The sequence below is a fragment of the Cupriavidus sp. GA3-3 genome (assembly GCF_000389805.1).
Lineage (GTDB): Bacteria > Pseudomonadota > Gammaproteobacteria > Burkholderiales > Burkholderiaceae > Cupriavidus > Cupriavidus necator_D.
Window position 1 is genome coordinate 256,742 of sequence record NZ_KB944482.1, and the last position, 18,250, is coordinate 274,991.

Consider the following 18,250-nt stretch of genomic DNA (forward strand, 5'->3'; position numbering starts at 1 on the left):
CAATGCCGGCTGCATCGTGGGCTGTGCGACCGTCAATTCAGGCCGGCAAACAATCAGTCCGTGCAATCTCCGTTATTTTTTGTAAAATTTTTTTAGGTGAACCGACACCACACTTCTAGTACCATGCAGCGGCCTATTTGCAGAAAGGGGATATAAATGGCGACATACAAGCAACTCCTGGCTGAGAAGGAAGCGCTGGAAGCCAAGCTGAATGAAGTGCGTGCGACGGAAGTCGCCGGCGTGATCGACAAAATCCGGGACCTGATGACTGAATACGGCCTGACCGCCGAAGACATCCTGCCGCGCCGCAAGCGTGGCCGCCCGGCTGGTTCGAGTGCCAAGAAGCCCGCATCCGCCTTGCCGCCGAAGTACATGGACCCCAAGACCGGCAAGACCTGGTCGGGCCGCGGCCGCGCGCCGGCATGGCTGGGCAAGCGCCCGGAGCGTTTCCTGATCGAGCAGTAAGCCGCCAGCGCGGCCAGCGCGCGCCTGTCTCACGCGCCCGCTTCAATCGATGGTGCCATCGGCCTGCCGGGCGCGTCACTGCGCCTGGCAGACATACTCCTTGCGCAGCGCCCTGAAGCCCTGCTGGGTCGGCTCCGCCGTCAGGCGCGCGCCGCCACCGGCCAGCGGCTGCATGCGCAATACCTGCGCCGAGCACTGGCTCGCGGTTTCGTCCCGCTGGTAGCGGATCTCATACTGGCCGCCGGCAACCGGCACGAATGACACGCCCGCCGCGCAACGCAGCTCGGGCAGCGGCGGCGCCGCGGCCGAGGTCACCGCCACGTAGATGCGCCGGCCCGCCTCCACCAGCCGCTCGCGCGTGCGCGCCGGCGGCTCGGGCGAGCGCCCGGCCATGTCCAGGCTCCGGTCCCGTCCCATCGCAGACAACTGCCTGCCGGTTCCCGCCAGCACCAGCGGCCGCGCGGGCACCGGGCATTTGGCCGGATCGACCACGGTGAACGAAGTGTTGTCGTCGGTGCTGGTCAGCAGCCGCACGCTGGCGGCCGGGGCGCCGGCAGGCACCCGGTATTGCGCCACGCAGCCGGACAGCGCCACGGCGGCGGCAAGCATCGGCAACAAGGCAAGACGAGGCAGGACTGCGGACGACCGGTCATGGCGCATGGCGGCGGGCAGGTAGAACGATTAGGCCAACAGCGGACGTTGGCGGCACGATGGCGGCAAATCCGACAGGGATGCCACACGATGACGGCGCGGCCAGGCAACACGCCGCGCCCTCAAACCAACCAGCATACCTGCATCCGGCGCTTGGCGGCAGCCGCATAAACCCATGTTGAAAACCTGCGTGTGATATCCACAGAATCTGTGGATATCCTGGCCCTACATTCCCCGAAAGCCCCGGTCTGTGCGGCAACCCACCGGAGCGCCCAAATTTTAGGCAACGGGTTGCAGGCGCCCCGGAACCCGGCAACGGTGCGGCACCCCCGCCGCCAGCACGCCGTTGCGCTGCCCAGGCCACACTTCATCCCCCCGCACTCCCTTGAAGGGGGCACCGGCACCGCGTAATCTCAGTGTTACCGGGGGCTGCACTGGCGCACTTGCGCCAACTTGCCAGCCAGATAATGACAATGACACAACAAGAGCCTATCCAGGCCGGGCCGTTGCCTCGTGACCTGCTGCACGCACTGCGTGACGGCGGCTACGACGTATCGGGACTCGCGCCTGCCCCGGAATCCGATACCGACTCCGACCCCAGCGACCTCAGGCCCGCCATGCCGGCGGCCGGCCCGCAACAGGCCTGCCACGTGCTCTGCGCGGTCTACCGTGCCACCGGCGATCCAACCATCGGCCTGTGGCTGGGCAGCCGGATGCAGACCGACCTGCTCGGGCTGGCGGGCCTGACGGCCATGGCCGGGCCGTCGCTGGGCACCGCGCTGCGGCGCATCGCGCGCTACCAGAAGCTGCTCGCCGGCGACCGCATCGAACTGCGCCGCCAGGGCGACGAAGCCTGGGTCTGTATCCGCCCGAGCGATCCCGAGGCGCCCGACACCCGACCGCGCATCGACATGGAGCTGTGCTCGCTGCTGGCCTTCGGGCGCCAGTTCACGCGCAAGCCGCTGCATCCGCTGCGGGTGTCGCTGCGCATCGGCCAGCCGGACTGGCACCTGCGCTATACCGAGGCATTCGACTGCCCGGTGCGCTTTGGCGAGCCCGAAGACGCCATCGTGTTCGGCCGCCGCGACCTGGCCTTGCGCCTGGCTGCCCGCGTGCGCAGCGGACCGGCCGGCGCGGGCGCGGGCCATGCCGCGCGCGAAGCGCGGCCGGCGTCCGCGTCGCTGGACGACGTGCGCGCGGCCCTGCAGGCGCTGGCCGGCGACCGCGCCCTCAGCCTGGCCGCGGTGGCACGCCACCTGGACATCAGCGAGCGCACGCTGCAGCGCCGGCTGATGGCGGCGGGCACGAGTTTCCGCACGCTGTGTGAAGAGGCGCGCCGCGAGCTGGCTGGCGGCTACCTGGCCGGAGGCGCGATGTCGCTCGGAGAAATCGCGTTCCGGCTCGGCTTTGACGATGCCAACTCGTTCTTCCGCGCCTTCCGCCGCTGGACCGGCATGACCCCGGGCGACTACCGGCGCGCGGCGGCGCCTCCACCCGCGTAGGGCAGGCCGGCTCACCCGCCGTGGGGTTGCTCCCACGGCGGGGTGTCGCCGAAGCGCCCGGCCAGGAAATCGACAAAGGCGCGCACGCGCGGGGGCACCAGCCGCCGCTGCGGCATCACGGCGTAGATGCCGGTGTCGGCGAGCGGGTAATCGGGCAGCACCTGCACCAGCCGCCCGGCGCGCAGGTCGGCGCAGACATGCCAGGTGGAATGCAGGGCGATGCCAAAGCCCGCCAGCGCCGCATCGGACAACAGCTCGCCGGTATTGGCCTCGATCCGGCCGCGCACGCGCACGGCAATCTCCCCGCCGGCGCCATCGCCCAGGCGCCAGACATCCTGCCGGCCCTGGCTGCCCACCAGCACCAGGCAATCGTGCCGCGCCAGGTCCTGCGGGGTGCGCGGCGTGCCGCGCCGGCGCAGGTAGTCCGGCGCGGCACACAGCAGCCGCCGGTTATTGGCCAGCCGCCGCGCGACCAGCGTCGAATCGTCCAGCGCACCGATGCGGATGGCCAGGTCGAAACCCGCGCTGACCAGGTCCAGCACGTTGTCGGTCAGGTTGACGCTGAGCGTCAGGCCGGGATGCAGCGCCAGGAATTCCGGCAACAGCGGCGAGATATAGAGCCGCCCGAACGAGGACGACGTGGTCACCCGCAGCGTGCCCGATACCCCGGTGCCGGCCTGCCGCAACGAGGTGCCCAGCGCTTCCAGGTCGTCCACCAGCGCACGCCCCTGCTCGGCCAGCACCACGCCTTCCGGGGTGGCGTGCAGCCGCCGCGTGGTGCGATGCAGCAGGCGCACGCCCAGTTCACGCTCCAGCCGCTGCAGCCGCTGGCTGGCCACCGCCACCGACAGGTCCAGGCTGCGTGCCGCGGCGCTGATCGAACCCAGGTCGAGCACGCGCAGGAACAGGCCGATATCGCCGATCCGGTCCATGATTTTCAAGATTCCATTGAAACTGATTATGGATCATGCCGGTTTTTACTGAAGACGGAAAGGCACAGACTGCGGGCTTCCTTCCTTTTGCCGACGCATCCCCCGAACATGGCCCCCCCAGTCTCCACCAACTCCACACCCGGCGCTGCATCCGCCCGCGGCCGGCTGCCGGTTGCGCTCTACGCGCTCACCGCCGGTTCCTTCGGCATCGGCTGCGCCGAATTCGTGATCATGGGCCTGCTGCTTCAGGTTGCCGCCGACCTGCGGGTGACCATCGCCGCCGCCGGCATGCTGGTGTCCGGCTACGCGCTGGGCGTCTTCGCCGGCGCGCCGGTGCTGACCCTGCTGACGCGGCGCATGCCGCGCAAGGCCGTGCTGCTGGCGCTGATGGTGATCTACACCGTCGGCAATGCCGCCTGCGCGCTGGCGCCCGACTACACCACGCTGATGATCGCGCGCGTGCTGACCTCGCTCACGCATGGCACCTTCTTCGGCGTCGGCGCGGTGGTGGCCACCGGGCTGGTGCCGGAGGACCGCCGCGCCTCCGCGATCTCGGTGATGTTCTCCGGCCTGACGCTGGCCACGCTGCTGGGCATGCCCGCCGGCGCCTGGCTGGGCCTGCACCTGGGCTGGCGCTCGACCTTCTGGGCGATGACCGTGATCGGGCTGCTGTCGCTGGCGGTGATCGCGCTGCTGGTGCAGAAGAGCCAGGACCACGGCGCCCCCGTGGCCCTGCGCGACGAACTGGCCACCATCGGCCGCCCGCAGGTGCTGCTGGGCCTGTTGATGACGGTGCTGCAGTCGATGGGCATCTTTGCCGTGATCACCTACGTGCAGCCGCTGCTGACGCGCGTGTCCGGCTTTGGCGAGGCGGCGGTGTCACCGATCCTGCTGCTGTTCGGCGCCGGCATGATCCTTGGCAACGTGCTCGGCGGCCGCTTTGCCGACCGCACCCCGACGCGCGCGGTGCTGGCCACGCTGACCACGCTGACGCTGGTGCTGGCGGCGATGACGCTGGCCATCCACAGCCAGGTGCTGGTGGTGGCCTTCGTCGGCATCCTTGGCATCGCAGCCTTTGCCACGGTCTCGCCGCTGCAGCTGCGCGTGCTGCGCCACGCCCAGGGCGCGGGACAGAACCTGGCCTCGAGCTTCAATATCGCGGCATTCAACCTGGGCAACGGCCTGGGTGCGTGGATGGGCGGCGTGGTGGTCGATCACGGACCGGGTCTGGCGGCATTGCCGTGGGTTGCGGCACTGGCGCCGATGGCTGCGCTGGGGGTGGCGCTATTCAGTGTGCGGCTGGAACTGGGGTCAGCGAAAGTAACGCCGATTCCGGAATCGATTTGACGTTTCGCGGAACTTAGACCACAAGTCGCAGCGTCATGTCATCGGCCCGTTGGTTGGCGCCCGCGCGGTAATGCTCATTCATCCTCCGGCGAGGATTCCAGCTGTTCTAACGTTGGCAGCGCCCCGTGCAAATCTTCGGGCAGCGTTTCCGTCATTCGCACAATGTAGTCGTGGCAATAGTGCAACAACCTGTTGCACTATTGCCTCGTCTGGCCAAGCTGCAGCGAACGTCCGAATGTATTTCAGGCTTCGCGATGAAAAACCAGCCATCTCGGGGAACGATTGACGCAAATCGCCCGCAAGCCTGTCGATCACCTTTGTCCCCCAGCCTGCTGCTGTCTGCTGCGGGAGAATCGAACGCCCAAGCCTCCAGTAGAGCAGGATCAGTTCGCGGTTTACTGAAAGCGACGCGGCAAGGCGAGTACGGTGGACTTCTTCCTTGAGACGGCCCAGCCAAGCAGCATATTCGGCAGCGCCGGGCATGGCATTGCGCTGCGATGCGAGACGTTTCGACATGGCGGCCATTCTTTCATGGCGCCACAGCGGCCTGTAGGGCAAGACGCAGAAATCAGACTACTCCACTCACTCAGCCAGGCTTGCCATCGACCCGCCGCCGAATCAGGCGCGGCGCATACGCCAGCGCATAGAGGCCGAACCCGGTCACCCAGCACGCCCCGGCTCCCCACACCCAGTGCAGGTAGCCACCCGGCCAGGCCATCGGCCCGAACACCCGCAACACCGCCGCCGTGGCCACCAGCCAGTACGCCGCGGTTTCCGCACGGCCGGCCACCAGCATGCGGCCGGTGTGACCCAGTGCGGTGCGCGTGATCATGGCGATGATCGCCACGCCAAGCACGCCGACAGTGAAGGCATGCGTCGCCAGCCCCGCCATCACCAGCCCCAGCGCACCCAGCGCCTGCAGCAGCAGCGCCACCGGCAGCCACGCATAGGCCAGGTGCAGCACCCACAGGATCGGCCGGTTGCCTACCGCATGGCTGCGCCAGCCAGCCACGCGCACGGCCAGCACCGCCGCGGCCAGCAATGACAGCGCCGCCGCCAGCCAGACCGGCAAGGGCAGCACCCCCGCAGCCAGTCCCAGCACCGCGGCCGGCACCACCATGCGCTCCACCTGCCGGTATTGCCGCAGGCGGAACCCCGGGATCGCGTTGGTCGTGAACATCGGGATGACGCGCCCGCCGATCACCACCACGAACAGCGTGACCAGCGCCACGCCAGCGCGGCAGGCCAGCATCGCACCGGCGTCATGGCCGCGCGCCTGCAGCCACAGGCTGGCGACATCGGCCGCGCCCAGCAGCCACAGCGCCAGGGCCAGCGGATAGTTGCGGCGGTTGCCGGCGCGGGCCAGCGTGCGCGTGAAGGCCAGCGCGGCCAGCGGCAGGAACGCGCCCTCGATCACGAAGGCCGCCGTTCCCGGCGCCACCCACATGCCCACGCGCCCGGCCAGCCACAGCAGGAACAGCGCGGCAAGCGCGGCGCCAGTGGGCGTCGGCTGGCCGGTCCAGGCCCGCCCCGCGGTGAACAGGAAGCCCACCACGATGGCCGCGGCAAAGCCGAACACCATCTCGTGCGCGTGCCAGAACATCGCCGGCATCACCGGCGCCGGGCCGACTGCGGCGGCGCCCGCCAGCATCGCCGACCACGCCGCGATGGCCAGCGCGGCGAACACCGCCCCGCCCAGGTAGAACGGCCGGAAGCCCAGTGCAAACAAGGCAAAGCCGCGCGGCGGCGGTCCGGCGGGCGCCTTGCCAGGCGGTGGCGAGCGCCGCGCGGGAAGAATGGGAATGGTGTCCATGGCTGGCTACGGGAATCGGGTGGTGCGGCGCGCGCCGGCTTCTTGATCCGGCGCACGGTCTGCCGCAGGTGCGCAAACGGATGCCATTCACGCTGACTGCACGATAGCACCGCCGCCGCGCCGGCGACCTCCGCCGGTAGAACTACCTCCAAAGGCAGGCTGCGCGCCCGCGTGCGCTGTACGGCCGGCGAATAGGCAGCACCAGTGGCGGCCCCTACTCTGGCATCACCCCCGCCAAAGTTGACACAGGAGCATGGCCATGGCCACCCACCCACGCGCGCCGGAGCCCATTGCGCCCGGCGCCGCAATCACGCTGGCGTCCAGCACTTTCGCCTTCACCATCTGCTTTGCCGTCTGGATGCTGTTCGCGGTCCTCGGCATCCCGCTCAAGCAGGAGCTTGGCCTGAGCGACACTGAATTCGGCCTGCTGGCCGCCACGCCGGTCCTCAGCGGCTCGCTGATCCGGGTGCCGCTGGGCATCTGGACCGACCGCTACGGCGGGCGCATCGTCTTCTTCGTGCTGATGCTGGCCACCGTGATCCCGATCTGGCTGATCTCGTATGCGCACACGCTGTGGCAGCTGCTGGTGCTGGGCTTGTTCGTCGGCCTGGCGGGCGGCTCGTTCTCGGTCGGCACGCCGTATGTGGCGCGCTGGTTCCCGCGCTCGCGCCAGGGCCTGGCGATGGGCATCTTCGGCGCCGGCAACTCGGGCGCGGCGCTGACCAAGTTCGTCGCGCCGGCGATGATCCTGGCCGCCGGCACCTGGACCGTGGTGCCGCGCGTGTATTCGGTGGCGATGCTGGTCACAGCGCTGCTGTTCTGGGTGTTCTCGCGCAGCAACCCGGCGCACCTGGTCAAGTCCAGCGTCGGCTGGCGCGAGCAGCTCGCCGTGATGCGCGACCCGCGCGTGTGGCGCTACTCGCAGTACTACTCGGTGGTGTTCGGCGGCTATGTCGGCCTGTCGCTGTGGATGACCAAGTACTACATCGGCGAATACGGCTTCGACATCAAGACCGCCGCCTTCCTGGCCGCGTGCTTCTCGCTGCCCGGCGGCGTGCTGCGCGCCATCGGCGGCTGGATCTCCGACCGCTACGGCGCGCACCGCACCACCTGGTGGGTGATGTGGGTGAGCTGGGTCGGCTTCTTCCTGCTGAGCTACCCGCAGACCGATTTCATCGTCCAGACCACCAGCGGCCCGCAGGGTTTTCGCATCGCGCTGACGCCCACGGTCTTCACCTTCCTGCTGTTCGTGGTCGGCATCGCCTTTGCCATCGGCAAGGCCTCGGTATTTAAGTTCATCTCCAACGACTTCACGCACAACATCGGCGCGGTTTCCGGTGTGGTCGGCCTGGCTGGCGGGCTGGGCGGCTTCGTGCTGCCGGTGCTGTTCGGCATGCTGGCCGACCTGACCGGCGTGCGCAGCAGCTGCTTCATGCTGATGTACGGCACCGTGTGCGTGAGCCTGGTGTGGATGCACTACAGCCAGCGCGCTGAACGCCAGCGCAAGGCACAGGCCGTCGGCCTCACGCAGGCCGCCTGAGCGACGGCCCCTGTTACGCACAACAACCAAGGCACACTGTCATGTCCTCTTCCGTACTGACCCGCTGGGAGCCCGAGAATAAGGTCTTCTGGAAAAGCCAGGGCGAGCGCATCGCCTACCGCAACCTGTGGATCTCGATCCCGGCGCTGATGCTGGCCTTCGTGGTCTGGATGCTGTGGAGCGTGGTCGCGGTCAACCTCGACCGCGCCGGCTTCCAGTTCACCAAGAACCAGCTGTTCTGGCTGACCGCGCTGCCGGCGCTGTCCGGCGCCACGCTGCGCATCTTCTATTCGTTCCTGGTGCCGGTGTTCGGCGGGCGGCGCTTCACCGCGATCTCCACCGCACTGCTGCTGATCCCGGCGCTGGGCATGGGCTTCGCGCTGCGCGACCCGTCCACCGGCTATCCGACGTTGCTGGTGCTGGCGCTGCTGTGCGGGCTGGGCGGCGCCAACTTCAGCTCCTCAATGGCCAATATCAGCTTCTTCTTCCCCAAGGCGAAGAAGGGGCTGGCCACCGGGCTGAACGCGGGCATCGGCAACCTCGGCGTGTCGGTGGTGCAGTTCGTCACGCCGCTGGTGGTGTCGATCGCAGTGTTCGGCGCGCTCGGCGGCGAGCCGCAGCAGTACACGGCCAACGGCGCCACGCATGACCTGTGGCTGCAGAACGCGGGCTTTGTCTGGGTGCCGTTCATCATCGTGTCGGCACTGGCGGCGTGGTTCGGCATGCATGACATCGCGGATGCCAAGGCATCGTTTGCCGAGCAGGCGGTGATCTTCAAGCGCAAGCACAACTGGCTGATGTGCTGGCTGTACGTGGGCACCTTCGGTTCGTTCATCGGCTTCTCGGCGGGGCTGGCGCTGCTGACCAAGTCGCAGTTCCCCGGCGTCAATCCCACCGCTTATGCCTTCCTGGGGCCGCTGGTAGGCGCGCTGACGCGTCCCGTGGGTGGCTGGATCTCCGACAAGCTGGGCGGCGCGCGGGTCACGCTGTGGACCTTCGTCGGCATGATCGCCGCGGTGTTCGCGGTGCTGGCGGCGCTGCCGCATGACGGCGCCGGCGGCAACTTCACATTCTTCCTGGCCGCCTTTATCGCGTTGTTCGCGCTGACCGGCATCGGCAACGGTTCGACCTTCCGCATGATTCCGGTGATCTTCCTGACCGAGCGCCAGCGCGCTGCCGCGGGCAAGGGCGACGCGGCACAGAAGCAGGCATTGCAGGACGCCGGCAAGGAATCCGCCGCGGTGCTGGGCTTCTCCGGTGCGATCGGCGCCTACGGCGGCTTCTTTATCCCCAAGAGCTTCGGCACCTCGCTGGAGTTGACCGGCGCCGCCGACGCCGCGCTGTATTGCTTTATCGCCTTCTACCTCAGCTGCGTGCTGGTGACTTGGTGGCACTACGCGCGCCGCAACGCGCCCATGCCCTGCTGACCCTGTCACCAGTCCCGCCGGCCGGGCTAGTTCTTCCGAACTAGTCCCGTGCCCGGCGCCTAGCCCGATCGCCATGCGGCGGCTGTTCCACCAGCGAATTGGCTGCCGCCCGCCTCCCCCATAAGCTGAGAGTGTCCCTGCAAAGCTCCTGAAACCACCGGAGCGCCCGCAGCAAAGCACTCGCGGAGAACAAAGCAATGAGTCATTTCCTGGATCGACTGAAGTTCATGTCGCGCGTCAAGTCCACCTATGCGGATGGCCACGGCGCGGTGGTGAACGAAGACCGCAAGTGGGAAGACGGCTATCGCAGCCGCTGGCAGCACGACAAGATCGTGCGCTCGACCCACGGCGTGAACTGCACCGGCTCCTGCTCGTGGAAGGTCTACGTGAAGAATGGCCTGATCACGTGGGAAACCCAGCAGACCGACTACCCGCGCACGCGCCCGGACCTGCCCAACCATGAGCCGCGCGGCTGCCCGCGCGGGGCCTCGTACAGCTGGTACGTCTACTCCGCGCAGCGCGTCAAGTACCCGATGATCCGCGGCCGCCTGATGGAGATGTGGCGCGAGGCCCGCAAGACCATGGACCCGATCGCCGCGTGGGAATCGATCAGCCAGGATCCGAAGAAGGCCGCGCGCTACAAGAGCGTGCGCGGCCAGGGCGGCTTCGTGCGCGCCGACTGGAACACCGCCACCGAGATCATCGCCGCGGCCAACGCCTTTACCGTGAAGAAATTCGGCCCGGACCGCGTGATCGGCTTCTCGCCGATCCCGGCCATGTCGATGGTGTCGTATGCCGCCGGCGCACGCTACCTGAGCCTGCTCGGCGGCGCCTGCCTGTCGTTCTACGACTGGTACTGCGACCTGCCGCCGGCCAGCCCGCAAGTGTGGGGGGAGCAGACCGACGTGCCGGAATCGGCCGACTGGTACAACTCCACCTACCTGATGGTGTGGGGCTCGAACGTGCCGCAGACCCGCACGCCCGACGCGCACTTCTACACCGAGGTCCGCTACAAGGGCACCAAGACCGTGGCGGTGTCATCCGACTTCGGCGAGATGGTCAAGTTCGGCGACATCTGGCTGGCGCCGAAGCAAGGCACCGACGCCGCACTGGCGATGGCCATGGGCCACGTCGTGCTGAAGGAATTCCACGCCAGCGGCAAGTCCGCCTACTTCCGCGATTACGTGAAGCAGTACACCGACATGCCGATGCTGGTGCTGCTGCGTGACAACCAGGGCACGCTGGTGCCCGACCACTTCCTGCGCGCCTCGCACCTGGCCGATAACCTCGGCGAAGCCAACCATCCCGAGTGGAAGACCCTGCTGGTCGACGACGCCACCGGCGAGATCGTCGCGCCCAACGGCTCGATCGGCTTCCGCTGGGGCGAAGGCGCCCACAACGGCGGCGAGAAGGTCGGCCGCTGGAACCTGGAGATGAAGGACGGCGGCAGCGGCCGCCCGGTCGAGCCGCGCCTGTCGCTGCTCGGCAAGGAAGACGAGGTGGTGGAAGTGGGCTTCCCCTACTTCGGCGGCGAACGCGATGAACTGCTGCGCCGCCGCGTGCCGGCACGCCGGCTGACGCTGGCCGATGGCAGCACTGCGCTGGTGGCGACCGTGTATGACCTGCAGATGGCCAACTACGGCGTGGATCAGGGACTCGGCGGGCCGAACGTCGCCGCCTCGTACGACGATGACGTGCCCTACACCCCCGCCTGGCAGGAAAAGCACACCTCCGTCCCGGCCCGCCTGGTGACGCAGGTTGCGCGCGAATTCGCCGACAACGCCGACCGCACGCAAGGCAAGAGCATGGTCATCGTTGGTGCCGCGCTCAACCACTGGTACCACAACGACATGATCTACCGCGGCATCATCAACCTGCTGATGATGTGCGGCTGCATCGGCAAGAGCGGCGGCGGCTGGGCCCACTACGTCGGCCAGGAAAAGCTGCGCCCGCAGTTCGGCTGGGCCCCGCTCGCCTTCGGCCTGGACTGGTCGCGCCCGCCGCGCCAGATGAACGGTACTTCGTTCTTCTACAACCACACCAGCCAGTGGCGCCACGAGAAGCTGGCCGTCGACGAGATCCTGTCGCCGACTGCCGACCGCAAGCGCTATGACGGCCTGTCGCTGCTGGACCTGAACGCGAAGTCCGAACGGATGGGCTGGCTGCCGTCGGCCCCGCAACTGGGCACCAATCCGCTCGACGTGGTCGATGCGGCCGAGCGCGCCGGACAGGACCCGGTCGCCTACACGGTCGAGCAACTGAAGTCCGGCAAGCTGCAGTTCGCCTGCGACGATCCCGACAACCCGGCCAACTTCCCGCGCAATATGTTCGTGTGGCGCTCCAACATCCTGGGCAGCTCGGGCAAGGGGCATGAGTACTTCCTGAAGTACCTGCTGGGCACGCAGAACGCCGTGTTCGGCGACGAGAACGACGCGATCAAGCCAAGCGAAGTCAACGTGCGCCCGGCCGCCGAAGGCAAGCTGGACCTGCTGACCGTGCTGGATTTCCGCATGAGCACCACCTGCCTGTACGGCGACATCGTGCTGCCCACCGCCACCTGGTACGAGAAGGACGACCTCAACACCTCCGACATGCACCCGTTCATCCACCCGCTGTCCGAAGCCGTGCAGCCGCTGTGGGAAAGCAAGACCGACTGGGAGATCTACAAGGCCATCGCGAAGAAATTCAGCGAGATCGCCGGGCCCTATCTCGGCACGCGCAAGGACCTGGTGTGCACGCCGCTGCTGCACGACACCCCGGGCGAACTCGGCCAGCCGTTCGAACCGAAGGACTGGAAGGCCGGCGAGTGCGACCTGGTCCCCGGCAAGACCGCGCCGTCGATGACCGTGGTCGAACGCAACTACGCCGACATCTACAAGAAATTCACCTCGATCGGGCCGCTGCTGGACAAGCTCGGCAATGGCGGCAAGGGCATCAACTGGAACACCCAGCATGAAGTCAAGGAGATCGGCCAGCTCAGCCACACCGTCAAGGAGCCCGGCGTCAGCCAGGGCCGCCCGCGGCTGGAGAGCGCGATCGATGCCGCCGAGATGATCCTGACCTTCGCGCCCGAGACCAACGGCCATGTCGCCGTCAAGGCATGGGAGGCGCTGTCGAAGATCACCGGCCGCGACCACACCCACCTGGCCGAAGGCCGCGAGCACGACAAGATCCGCTTCCGCGACGTGCAGGCGCAGCCGCGCAAGATCATCTCCGCGCCGACCTGGTCGGGCCTGGAATCGGAAGAGGTCAGCTACAACGCCGGCTACACCAACGTGCACGAGCTGATCCCCTGGCGCACGCTGACCGGCCGCCAGCAGTTCTGGCAGGACCACCGCTGGATGCTGGACTTCGGCGAAGGCGCGTGCGTGTACAAGCCGGCCATCGACACCAAGACGGTGGCGCCGATGCTGGGCAAGAAGCCCAACGGCAACCCGGAGCTGGTGCTGAACTGGATCACGCCGCACCAGAAGTGGGGCATCCACTCCACCTACTCGGACAACCTGCGCATGCTGACGCTGTCGCGCGGCGGCCCGCACGTGTGGATCTCGGAAACCGAGGCCAAGGCAAACGGCATCCGCGACAACGATTGGGTGGAAGTGTTCAACGTCAACGGCACGCTGACCGCCCGCGTGGTGGTGTCGCAGCGCGTGCCCAAGGGCATGTGTCTGATGTACCACGCCCAGGAAAAAATCGTGAACGTGCCCGGCGCCGAGACCAGCGGCATGCGCGGCGGCATCCATAACTCGGTCACGCGCGCCGTGACCAAGCCCACTCACATGATCGGCGGCTACGCGCAGCTGGCCTACGGCTTCAACTACTACGGCACCGTGGGCAGCAACCGCGACGAGTTCGTGATCCTGCGCAAGATGAAGAGGGTCGACTGGCTGGAAGGGCCGCTCGTGGAAAAGACTAAGGAAGGAGCCTCGCAATGAAGATCCGTGCCCAGGTGGCCATGGTGCTGAACCTCGACAAGTGCATCGGCTGCCATACCTGCTCCGTGACCTGCAAGAACGTCTGGACCAGCCGCGACGGTGTCGAGTACGCGTGGTTCAACAACGTCGAGACCAAGCCCGGCATCGGCTACCCCAAGGAATGGGAGAACCAGGACAAGTGGCAGGGTGGCTGGAAGCGCAACGCCGACGGCACGCTGGAGCCGCGCCAGGGCGGCAAGCTGAAGATCCTGGCGAACCTGTTCGCCAACCCCAACCTGCCGCAGATCGACGAGTACTACGAGCCCTTCACCTACGACTACGAGCACCTGCAGAAGGCGCCGCTGGTGCAGACCCCGCCCACCGCGCGCCCGGTCTCGGTGCTGACGGGCCGCAAGATGGAGAAGATCGAGTGGGGCCCGAACTGGGAAGACGACCTCGGCGGCGAGTTCAGCTCGCGCGGTCGCGACAAGCTCTTCGACGACGTGCAGAAGGAGATGTACTCGACCTTCGAGAACACCTTCATGATGTACCTGCCGCGCCTGTGCGAGCACTGCCTGAACCCGGCCTGCGTGGCCTCGTGCCCGTCGGGCTCGATCTACAAGCGCGAGGACGACGGCATCGTGCTGGTCGACCAGGACAAGTGCCGCGGCTGGCGCATGTGCATCTCGGGCTGCCCGTACAAGAAGATCTACTTCAACTGGCAGAGCGGCAAGGCCGAGAAGTGCCTGTTCTGCTATCCGCGCATCGAGGCCGGCCAGCCCACGGTCTGCTCCGAGACCTGCGTCGGCCGCATCCGCTACCTCGGCGTGATGCTGTACGACGCCGACCGCATCGAGCAGGCGGCGTCGGTGGCCGATGAGCGCGACCTGTACCAGTCGCAGCTCGACGTCTTCCTCGATCCGCACGACCCGGCGGTGCAGGCCGAGGCGCTGCGCCAGGGCATCCCGCAAACCTGGCTCGATGCCGCGCGCAAGTCGCCGGTCTACAAGATGGCATGCGAGTGGAAGATCGCCTTCCCGCTGCACCCGGAGTACCGCACCCTGCCGATGGTCTGGTATGTCCCGCCGCTGTCGCCGATCCAGTCCGCGGCCGAGGCCGGCCACATGGGCATGAACGGCGTGATCCCGGACGTGAAGAGCCTGCGCATCCCGGTGAAGTACCTGGCCAACCTGCTGACCGCGGGCGACGTGATGCCGGTACTGTCCGCGCTGGACCGCATGCTGGCGATGCGCGCCTACAAGCGCTCGCAGGTGGTGGACGGCGTGCAGGACCTGGGCGTGCTGGAGCAGGTGGGCCTGACGCCCGCGCAGGTCGAGGACATGTACCAGACCATGGCCATCGCCAACTATGAGGACCGCTTCGTGATCCCGTCCTCGCACAAGGAGATGGTCGAGGACAGCTTCAACGACAAGGCCAGCTGCGGCTTCACCTTCGGCAACGGCTGCTCGGGCGGCGCCTCGGACGGCTCGCTGTTCGGCAAGAAGCCACAGGGCAGCGTCCACTTCGCCGACATGCCCAAGTCGCGCAAGAAGGCAGTGATGAGCTGATGCCTGCCACGAACCGCACGGAGAACAACATGCCCCTCTATCCCATCCTCAGCGCCCTGCTCGGCTATCCCGAGCAGGAACTGCTCGACGCCCTGCCCGAGATCGACGCCGCGCTGGCCGAATGGCCGCAGGCGCGCGCGCTGCTGGCCCCCGTGAGCGGCCTGCTGCACAGCGAGTCGCTGATCGCGCTGCAGGAGAACTACGTCGCCACCTTCGACCGCAACCCGGCGCACTCGCTGCACCTGTTCGAGCACGTGCACGGCGAAAGCCGCGACCGCGGCCAGGCCATGGTCGACCTGATCGACGAATACCGGCGCGAAGGCTTTGAACCCGCCGCGTCCGAGCTGCCCGACTACGTGCCGCTGTTCCTGGAGTTCCTCGGCGCGCTGGTGGCCGACGGCAAGGAAGCTCGCGCCGAGCAATTGCTGGGCGACGCGATCCACGTGCTGGCCGCGATCGGCGAGCGCCTGGCGCGCAACGGAAGCCCGTACGCCGGCGTGTTCGCGGTGCTGCGCACGCTGACCGACGTGCAGCCGCAACCGCAGCAGGAGCCGCCGGTGCGGGATATGGATGAAGCGCTGGAGACCTTCGGGCCGGGGGCTGATGGCGTGGAGCCGTTGCTGGCGCCGCAAGGCGGGCCGCAGGCGGTGAAGTTCTATCCGCGCGATCCGCGTGTCAGGGCGCCTATGCCGGCTGCCTGCTGACTCCTCATGCGGACCCGCGGTGTTCTCCCCTCTCCCCCTTGCGGGAGAGGGGCGGGGGAGAGGGCAGGAGCTTCCACGAAGCGCCGGTGCTTAAACCACCCCTCTCCCCTACCCCTCTCCCGCTGAGGGGAGAGGGGAACACAGTTGGCAATTGAGACGACCGAACCTGCCTCAAAGGCAGCTACAGAACAAACACCATGGCAACCCTCCACCAATTCCTCTACGGCATCTATCCGTACATCGCTGCCGCCATCTTCCTGTTCGGCAGCCTGGCCCGCTTCGAGCGCGAGCAATACACCTGGAAGACCGACAGCTCGCAGGTGCTGTACCGCGGCAACCTGCGCACCGGCAACATCCTGTTCCACGTCGGCATCCTCGGCCTGTTCTTCGGCCACCTGGTCGGCCTGCTGACGCCGGTGGCGGTGTGGGATGCGCTGGGTGTCGCGCACGGCTTCAAGCAGGCCGTGGCAATGGCCGCGGGCGGCGTGATGGGCACCATGTGCCTGGCCGGACTGCTGATCCTGCTGCACCGCCGCCTGACCAACGCTCGCGTGTCGGCCGTGACCCGCACCGGCGACAAGGTGCTGCTGCTGTGGCTGCTGGTGACGCTGCTGCTGGGCCTGTCCACCATCTTCGAATCCGCCAGCCACATGGACGGCCACATGATGGTGCAACTGATGACCTGGGCCCAGCACCTCGTCACGCTGCGCGGCGACGCCGCCAGCTATATCGCCGATGCGCCGCTGCTGTTCAAGGCGCACCTGTTCATGGGCATCACGCTGTTCGCGATCTTCCCGTTCACGCGGCTGGTACATGTGTGGAGCGGCTTCGCCTCGGTCGGCTATCTCGGCCGCGCCTGGCAACTGGTGCGCAGCCGCTGAGCGCCGCCACCCGACAAGGAGAAACAGCATGCCTGTCACCGTCAACGGCGTGGAACTGCGCGACGCCGATATCGAACGCGAGCTGGACCACCATCACGATGCCGCCAACCCGGCGCGGCTGGCCACCATCTCGGCCATCCTGCGCCAACTGGTGCGCACCGAAGCCGACCGCATCGGCCTTGCCGCCGAAGGACTGGACGACGACGCCCTGGCGCTGGCCCTGCTGGAACGCGAGGCCGGCATCCCCGAGCCCGACGAAGCCAGCTGCCGCCGCCACTACGACAGCCGCCCCGAGCGCTTTCGCGACGGCGAATGGGTCGAGGCCGACCATATCCTGTTCCAGGTCACGCCGCGCGTGCCGCTGGACGCGCTGCGCGAGATCGCCGCGCAGACGCTGGCACTGGTGCGCGGCGATCCTTCCACCTTTCCCGAGCACGCCCGCGCGCTGTCCAACTGCCCGAGCGGCGCCAACGGCGGCCGCCTTGGCCGCGTGTTCCGCGGCGAGACCGCGCCGGAATTCGAGCGCGCGCTGTTCGCGGCGCAGCAGGACGGCGTGCTGCCGCATTTGCTTGAAACCCGTTATGGCCTGCATATCGTGCGCGTACTGGAACGCTGCCCCGGCACGCGCCTGCCCTTCGATGCGGTACGCGGCGACATTGCCCGCGCCCTGGCCAGTGCCGCGCGCGACCGAGCCTGGAAGCAGTACGCCAGCCTGCTGATCGGGCGCGCGCGCATCGAAGGCATCGAGCTGGAGGGCGCCGACAGCCCGCTGGTGCAGTAGCGCCTGGATGCCGCCATGCATCACATCGAACAACTGCTCAAAGGTTTCGAACGCTTCCAGCAACGCTATTTCGACGACGAGCCCGGGCTGTTCGACACGCTGCGCACCGGCCAGCGCCCGCCCACGCTGCTGATCGGCTGCAGCGATTCACGCGTCGATCCTGGCCTGCTGCTGGGCTGCGATCCGGGCGAGCTCTTTACCGTGCGCAATATCGGCAACCTGGTGCCACCGTGCACCGGCCGCCATGAAGGCAGCCTGCACGGCGTATGCGCGGCGATCCAGTTTGCCGTGCAGCAGCTGCGCGTGGCCCGCATCATCGTGATGGGCCACGGCGGCTGCGGCGGCATCCGCGCCTTGCTGGCGCAGCCGGCCGACGCCGGCGACCATGCGCCCGACGAAAGCGAAGACCCCGACTACATCGGCGCCTGGGTGCGCATCGCGGCACCGGCGCGCAGGCAGGTGGAGGAAGCCCTGGCCGCGGCCAGCGCCGCCGAGCGCCAGCGCGCCTGCGAACAGGCGGCGATCCTGGTGTCGCTGCGCAACCTGCAGACTTTCCCGTTCGTGCGGCGCGCACTGGAGGCCGGCACGCTGACGCTGCACGGCTGGTATTTCGACCTGCAGGCCGGCGCGCTGCTGGCCTATTCGCAGCGTGCCGACAGCTTCCTGCCGCTGGTGTGCCCGCTGCCCGCCCAAACTGAACTCCGCGAACCCTGCGAACCCTGACC

At 67.8% G+C, this 18,250-nt stretch carries 15 protein-coding genes; 11 read left to right on the forward strand and 4 right to left on the reverse strand.

All coding sequences use genetic code 11. The annotated features are described in order from the left end of the window. The first annotated feature begins 156 nt into the window (after positions 1 to 156). Entirely contained in the window at positions 157 to 465 is a 309-nt protein-coding gene (locus C265_RS19095) for an H-NS histone family protein (RefSeq protein WP_010810880.1), read from the forward strand. A gap of 75 nt (positions 466 to 540) precedes the next feature. Here the strand turns inward: C265_RS19095 and C265_RS19100 are convergent, their stop codons facing one another. Then, complete coding sequence (locus C265_RS19100) at positions 541 to 1,074, reverse strand: hypothetical protein (RefSeq protein ID WP_010810879.1); 534 nt, start codon at positions 1,072 to 1,074, stop codon at positions 541 to 543. Between the two features lie 515 nt (positions 1,075 to 1,589). On the opposite strand from C265_RS19100, the gene C265_RS19105 reads away from it, so the two are divergent. After that, positions 1,590 to 2,618 carry an AraC family transcriptional regulator gene (locus C265_RS19105; protein WP_231881463.1) on the forward strand — a complete coding sequence of 343 codons (1,029 nt, stop codon included), beginning with the start codon at positions 1,590 to 1,592 and terminating at the stop codon, positions 2,616 to 2,618. Positions 2,619 to 2,629: 11 nt separating this feature from the next. Here the strand turns inward: C265_RS19105 and C265_RS19110 are convergent, their stop codons facing one another. Beyond that, positions 2,630 to 3,550 carry a LysR family transcriptional regulator gene (locus C265_RS19110; protein WP_010810877.1) on the reverse strand — a complete coding sequence of 307 codons (921 nt, stop codon included), beginning with the start codon at positions 3,548 to 3,550 and terminating at the stop codon, positions 2,630 to 2,632. A gap of 108 nt (positions 3,551 to 3,658) precedes the next feature. On the opposite strand from C265_RS19110, the gene C265_RS19115 reads away from it, so the two are divergent. After that, the gene (locus C265_RS19115) at positions 3,659 to 4,897 is read left to right on the forward strand and encodes an MFS transporter (RefSeq protein ID WP_010810876.1); all 1,239 of its coding nucleotides are present in this window, start codon (positions 3,659 to 3,661) and stop codon (positions 4,895 to 4,897) included. A 78-nt stretch (positions 4,898 to 4,975) separates the two neighbouring features. Here the strand turns inward: C265_RS19115 and C265_RS31655 are convergent, their stop codons facing one another. Further along, positions 4,976 to 5,413 carry a DUF1016 N-terminal domain-containing protein gene (locus C265_RS31655; protein WP_010810875.1) on the reverse strand — a complete coding sequence of 146 codons (438 nt, stop codon included), beginning with the start codon at positions 5,411 to 5,413 and terminating at the stop codon, positions 4,976 to 4,978. A 70-nt stretch (positions 5,414 to 5,483) separates the two neighbouring features. Beyond that, positions 5,484 to 6,710: an NnrS family protein gene (locus C265_RS19120; RefSeq protein WP_010810874.1), complete on the reverse strand. Its 1,227-nt coding sequence runs from the start codon at positions 6,708 to 6,710 to the stop codon at positions 5,484 to 5,486. A gap of 259 nt (positions 6,711 to 6,969) precedes the next feature. Between C265_RS19120 and C265_RS19125 the strand changes: the two genes are divergently transcribed. From C265_RS19125 to C265_RS19160, 8 genes are all read left to right on the forward strand, one after another. Continuing rightward, complete coding sequence (locus C265_RS19125) at positions 6,970 to 8,250, forward strand: nitrate/nitrite transporter (RefSeq protein WP_010810873.1); 1,281 nt, start codon at positions 6,970 to 6,972, stop codon at positions 8,248 to 8,250. Between the two features lie 41 nt (positions 8,251 to 8,291). Next, positions 8,292 to 9,677 (forward strand): NarK family nitrate/nitrite MFS transporter, encoded by a 1,386-nt coding sequence (locus tag C265_RS19130; protein ID WP_010810872.1) that lies wholly within the window; start codon positions 8,292 to 8,294, stop codon positions 9,675 to 9,677. 197 nt (positions 9,678 to 9,874) lie between these two features. Further along, complete coding sequence (locus C265_RS19135; protein ID WP_010810871.1) at positions 9,875 to 13,612, forward strand: nitrate reductase subunit alpha; 3,738 nt, start codon at positions 9,875 to 9,877, stop codon at positions 13,610 to 13,612. Further along, complete coding sequence (gene narH / locus C265_RS19140) at positions 13,609 to 15,159, forward strand: nitrate reductase subunit beta (RefSeq protein WP_010810870.1); 1,551 nt, start codon at positions 13,609 to 13,611, stop codon at positions 15,157 to 15,159. The genes C265_RS19135 and narH overlap by 4 nt, the downstream gene beginning before the upstream one ends. 29 nt (positions 15,160 to 15,188) lie before the next feature. Further along, positions 15,189 to 15,863, forward strand: coding sequence for a nitrate reductase molybdenum cofactor assembly chaperone (gene narJ, locus C265_RS19145; protein WP_010810869.1), 675 nt, complete (start codon positions 15,189 to 15,191; stop codon positions 15,861 to 15,863). Positions 15,864 to 16,060: 197 nt separating this feature from the next. After that, on the forward strand, positions 16,061 to 16,744 hold the full coding sequence (gene narI / locus C265_RS19150) for a respiratory nitrate reductase subunit gamma (protein ID WP_010810868.1): 684 nt from the start codon (positions 16,061 to 16,063) through the stop codon (positions 16,742 to 16,744). A gap of 28 nt (positions 16,745 to 16,772) precedes the next feature. After that, a complete protein-coding gene (locus tag C265_RS19155; RefSeq protein ID WP_010810867.1) occupies positions 16,773 to 17,525 on the forward strand; it encodes a peptidylprolyl isomerase in 753 nt (250 codons plus the stop codon). A gap of 15 nt (positions 17,526 to 17,540) precedes the next feature. After that, on the forward strand, positions 17,541 to 18,248 hold the full coding sequence (locus C265_RS19160) for a carbonic anhydrase (protein WP_010810866.1): 708 nt from the start codon (positions 17,541 to 17,543) through the stop codon (positions 18,246 to 18,248). Positions 18,249 to 18,250 lie beyond the last annotated feature (2 nt).

Excerpts from the sequence above, each read along its gene's own strand:
- C265_RS31655 (WP_010810875.1), bottom strand. The coding sequence starts at position 5,413 with ATGTCGAAACGTCTCGCATCGCAGCGCAATGCCATGCCCGGCGCTGCC.
- narH (WP_010810870.1), top strand. The coding sequence starts at position 13,609 with ATGAAGATCCGTGCCCAGGTGGCCATGGTGCTGAACCTCGACAAGTGC.
- C265_RS19120 (WP_010810874.1), bottom strand. The coding sequence starts at position 6,710 with ATGGACACCATTCCCATTCTTCCCGCGCGGCGCTCGCCACCGCCTGGC.
- C265_RS19115 (WP_010810876.1), top strand. The coding sequence starts at position 3,659 with ATGGCCCCCCCAGTCTCCACCAACTCCACACCCGGCGCTGCATCCGCC.
- C265_RS19105 (WP_231881463.1), top strand. The coding sequence starts at position 1,590 with ATGACACAACAAGAGCCTATCCAGGCCGGGCCGTTGCCTCGTGACCTG.
- C265_RS19160 (WP_010810866.1), top strand. The coding sequence starts at position 17,541 with ATGCATCACATCGAACAACTGCTCAAAGGTTTCGAACGCTTCCAGCAA.
- narJ (WP_010810869.1), top strand. The coding sequence starts at position 15,189 with ATGCCCCTCTATCCCATCCTCAGCGCCCTGCTCGGCTATCCCGAGCAG.
- C265_RS19135 (WP_010810871.1), top strand. The coding sequence starts at position 9,875 with ATGAGTCATTTCCTGGATCGACTGAAGTTCATGTCGCGCGTCAAGTCC.
- C265_RS19095 (WP_010810880.1), top strand. The coding sequence starts at position 157 with ATGGCGACATACAAGCAACTCCTGGCTGAGAAGGAAGCGCTGGAAGCC.
- C265_RS19130 (WP_010810872.1), top strand. The coding sequence starts at position 8,292 with ATGTCCTCTTCCGTACTGACCCGCTGGGAGCCCGAGAATAAGGTCTTC.
- C265_RS19100 (WP_010810879.1), bottom strand. The coding sequence starts at position 1,074 with ATGCTTGCCGCCGCCGTGGCGCTGTCCGGCTGCGTGGCGCAATACCGG.
- C265_RS19125 (WP_010810873.1), top strand. The coding sequence starts at position 6,970 with ATGGCCACCCACCCACGCGCGCCGGAGCCCATTGCGCCCGGCGCCGCA.
- C265_RS19155 (WP_010810867.1), top strand. The coding sequence starts at position 16,773 with ATGCCTGTCACCGTCAACGGCGTGGAACTGCGCGACGCCGATATCGAA.
- C265_RS19110 (WP_010810877.1), bottom strand. The coding sequence starts at position 3,550 with ATGGACCGGATCGGCGATATCGGCCTGTTCCTGCGCGTGCTCGACCTG.
- narI (WP_010810868.1), top strand. The coding sequence starts at position 16,061 with ATGGCAACCCTCCACCAATTCCTCTACGGCATCTATCCGTACATCGCT.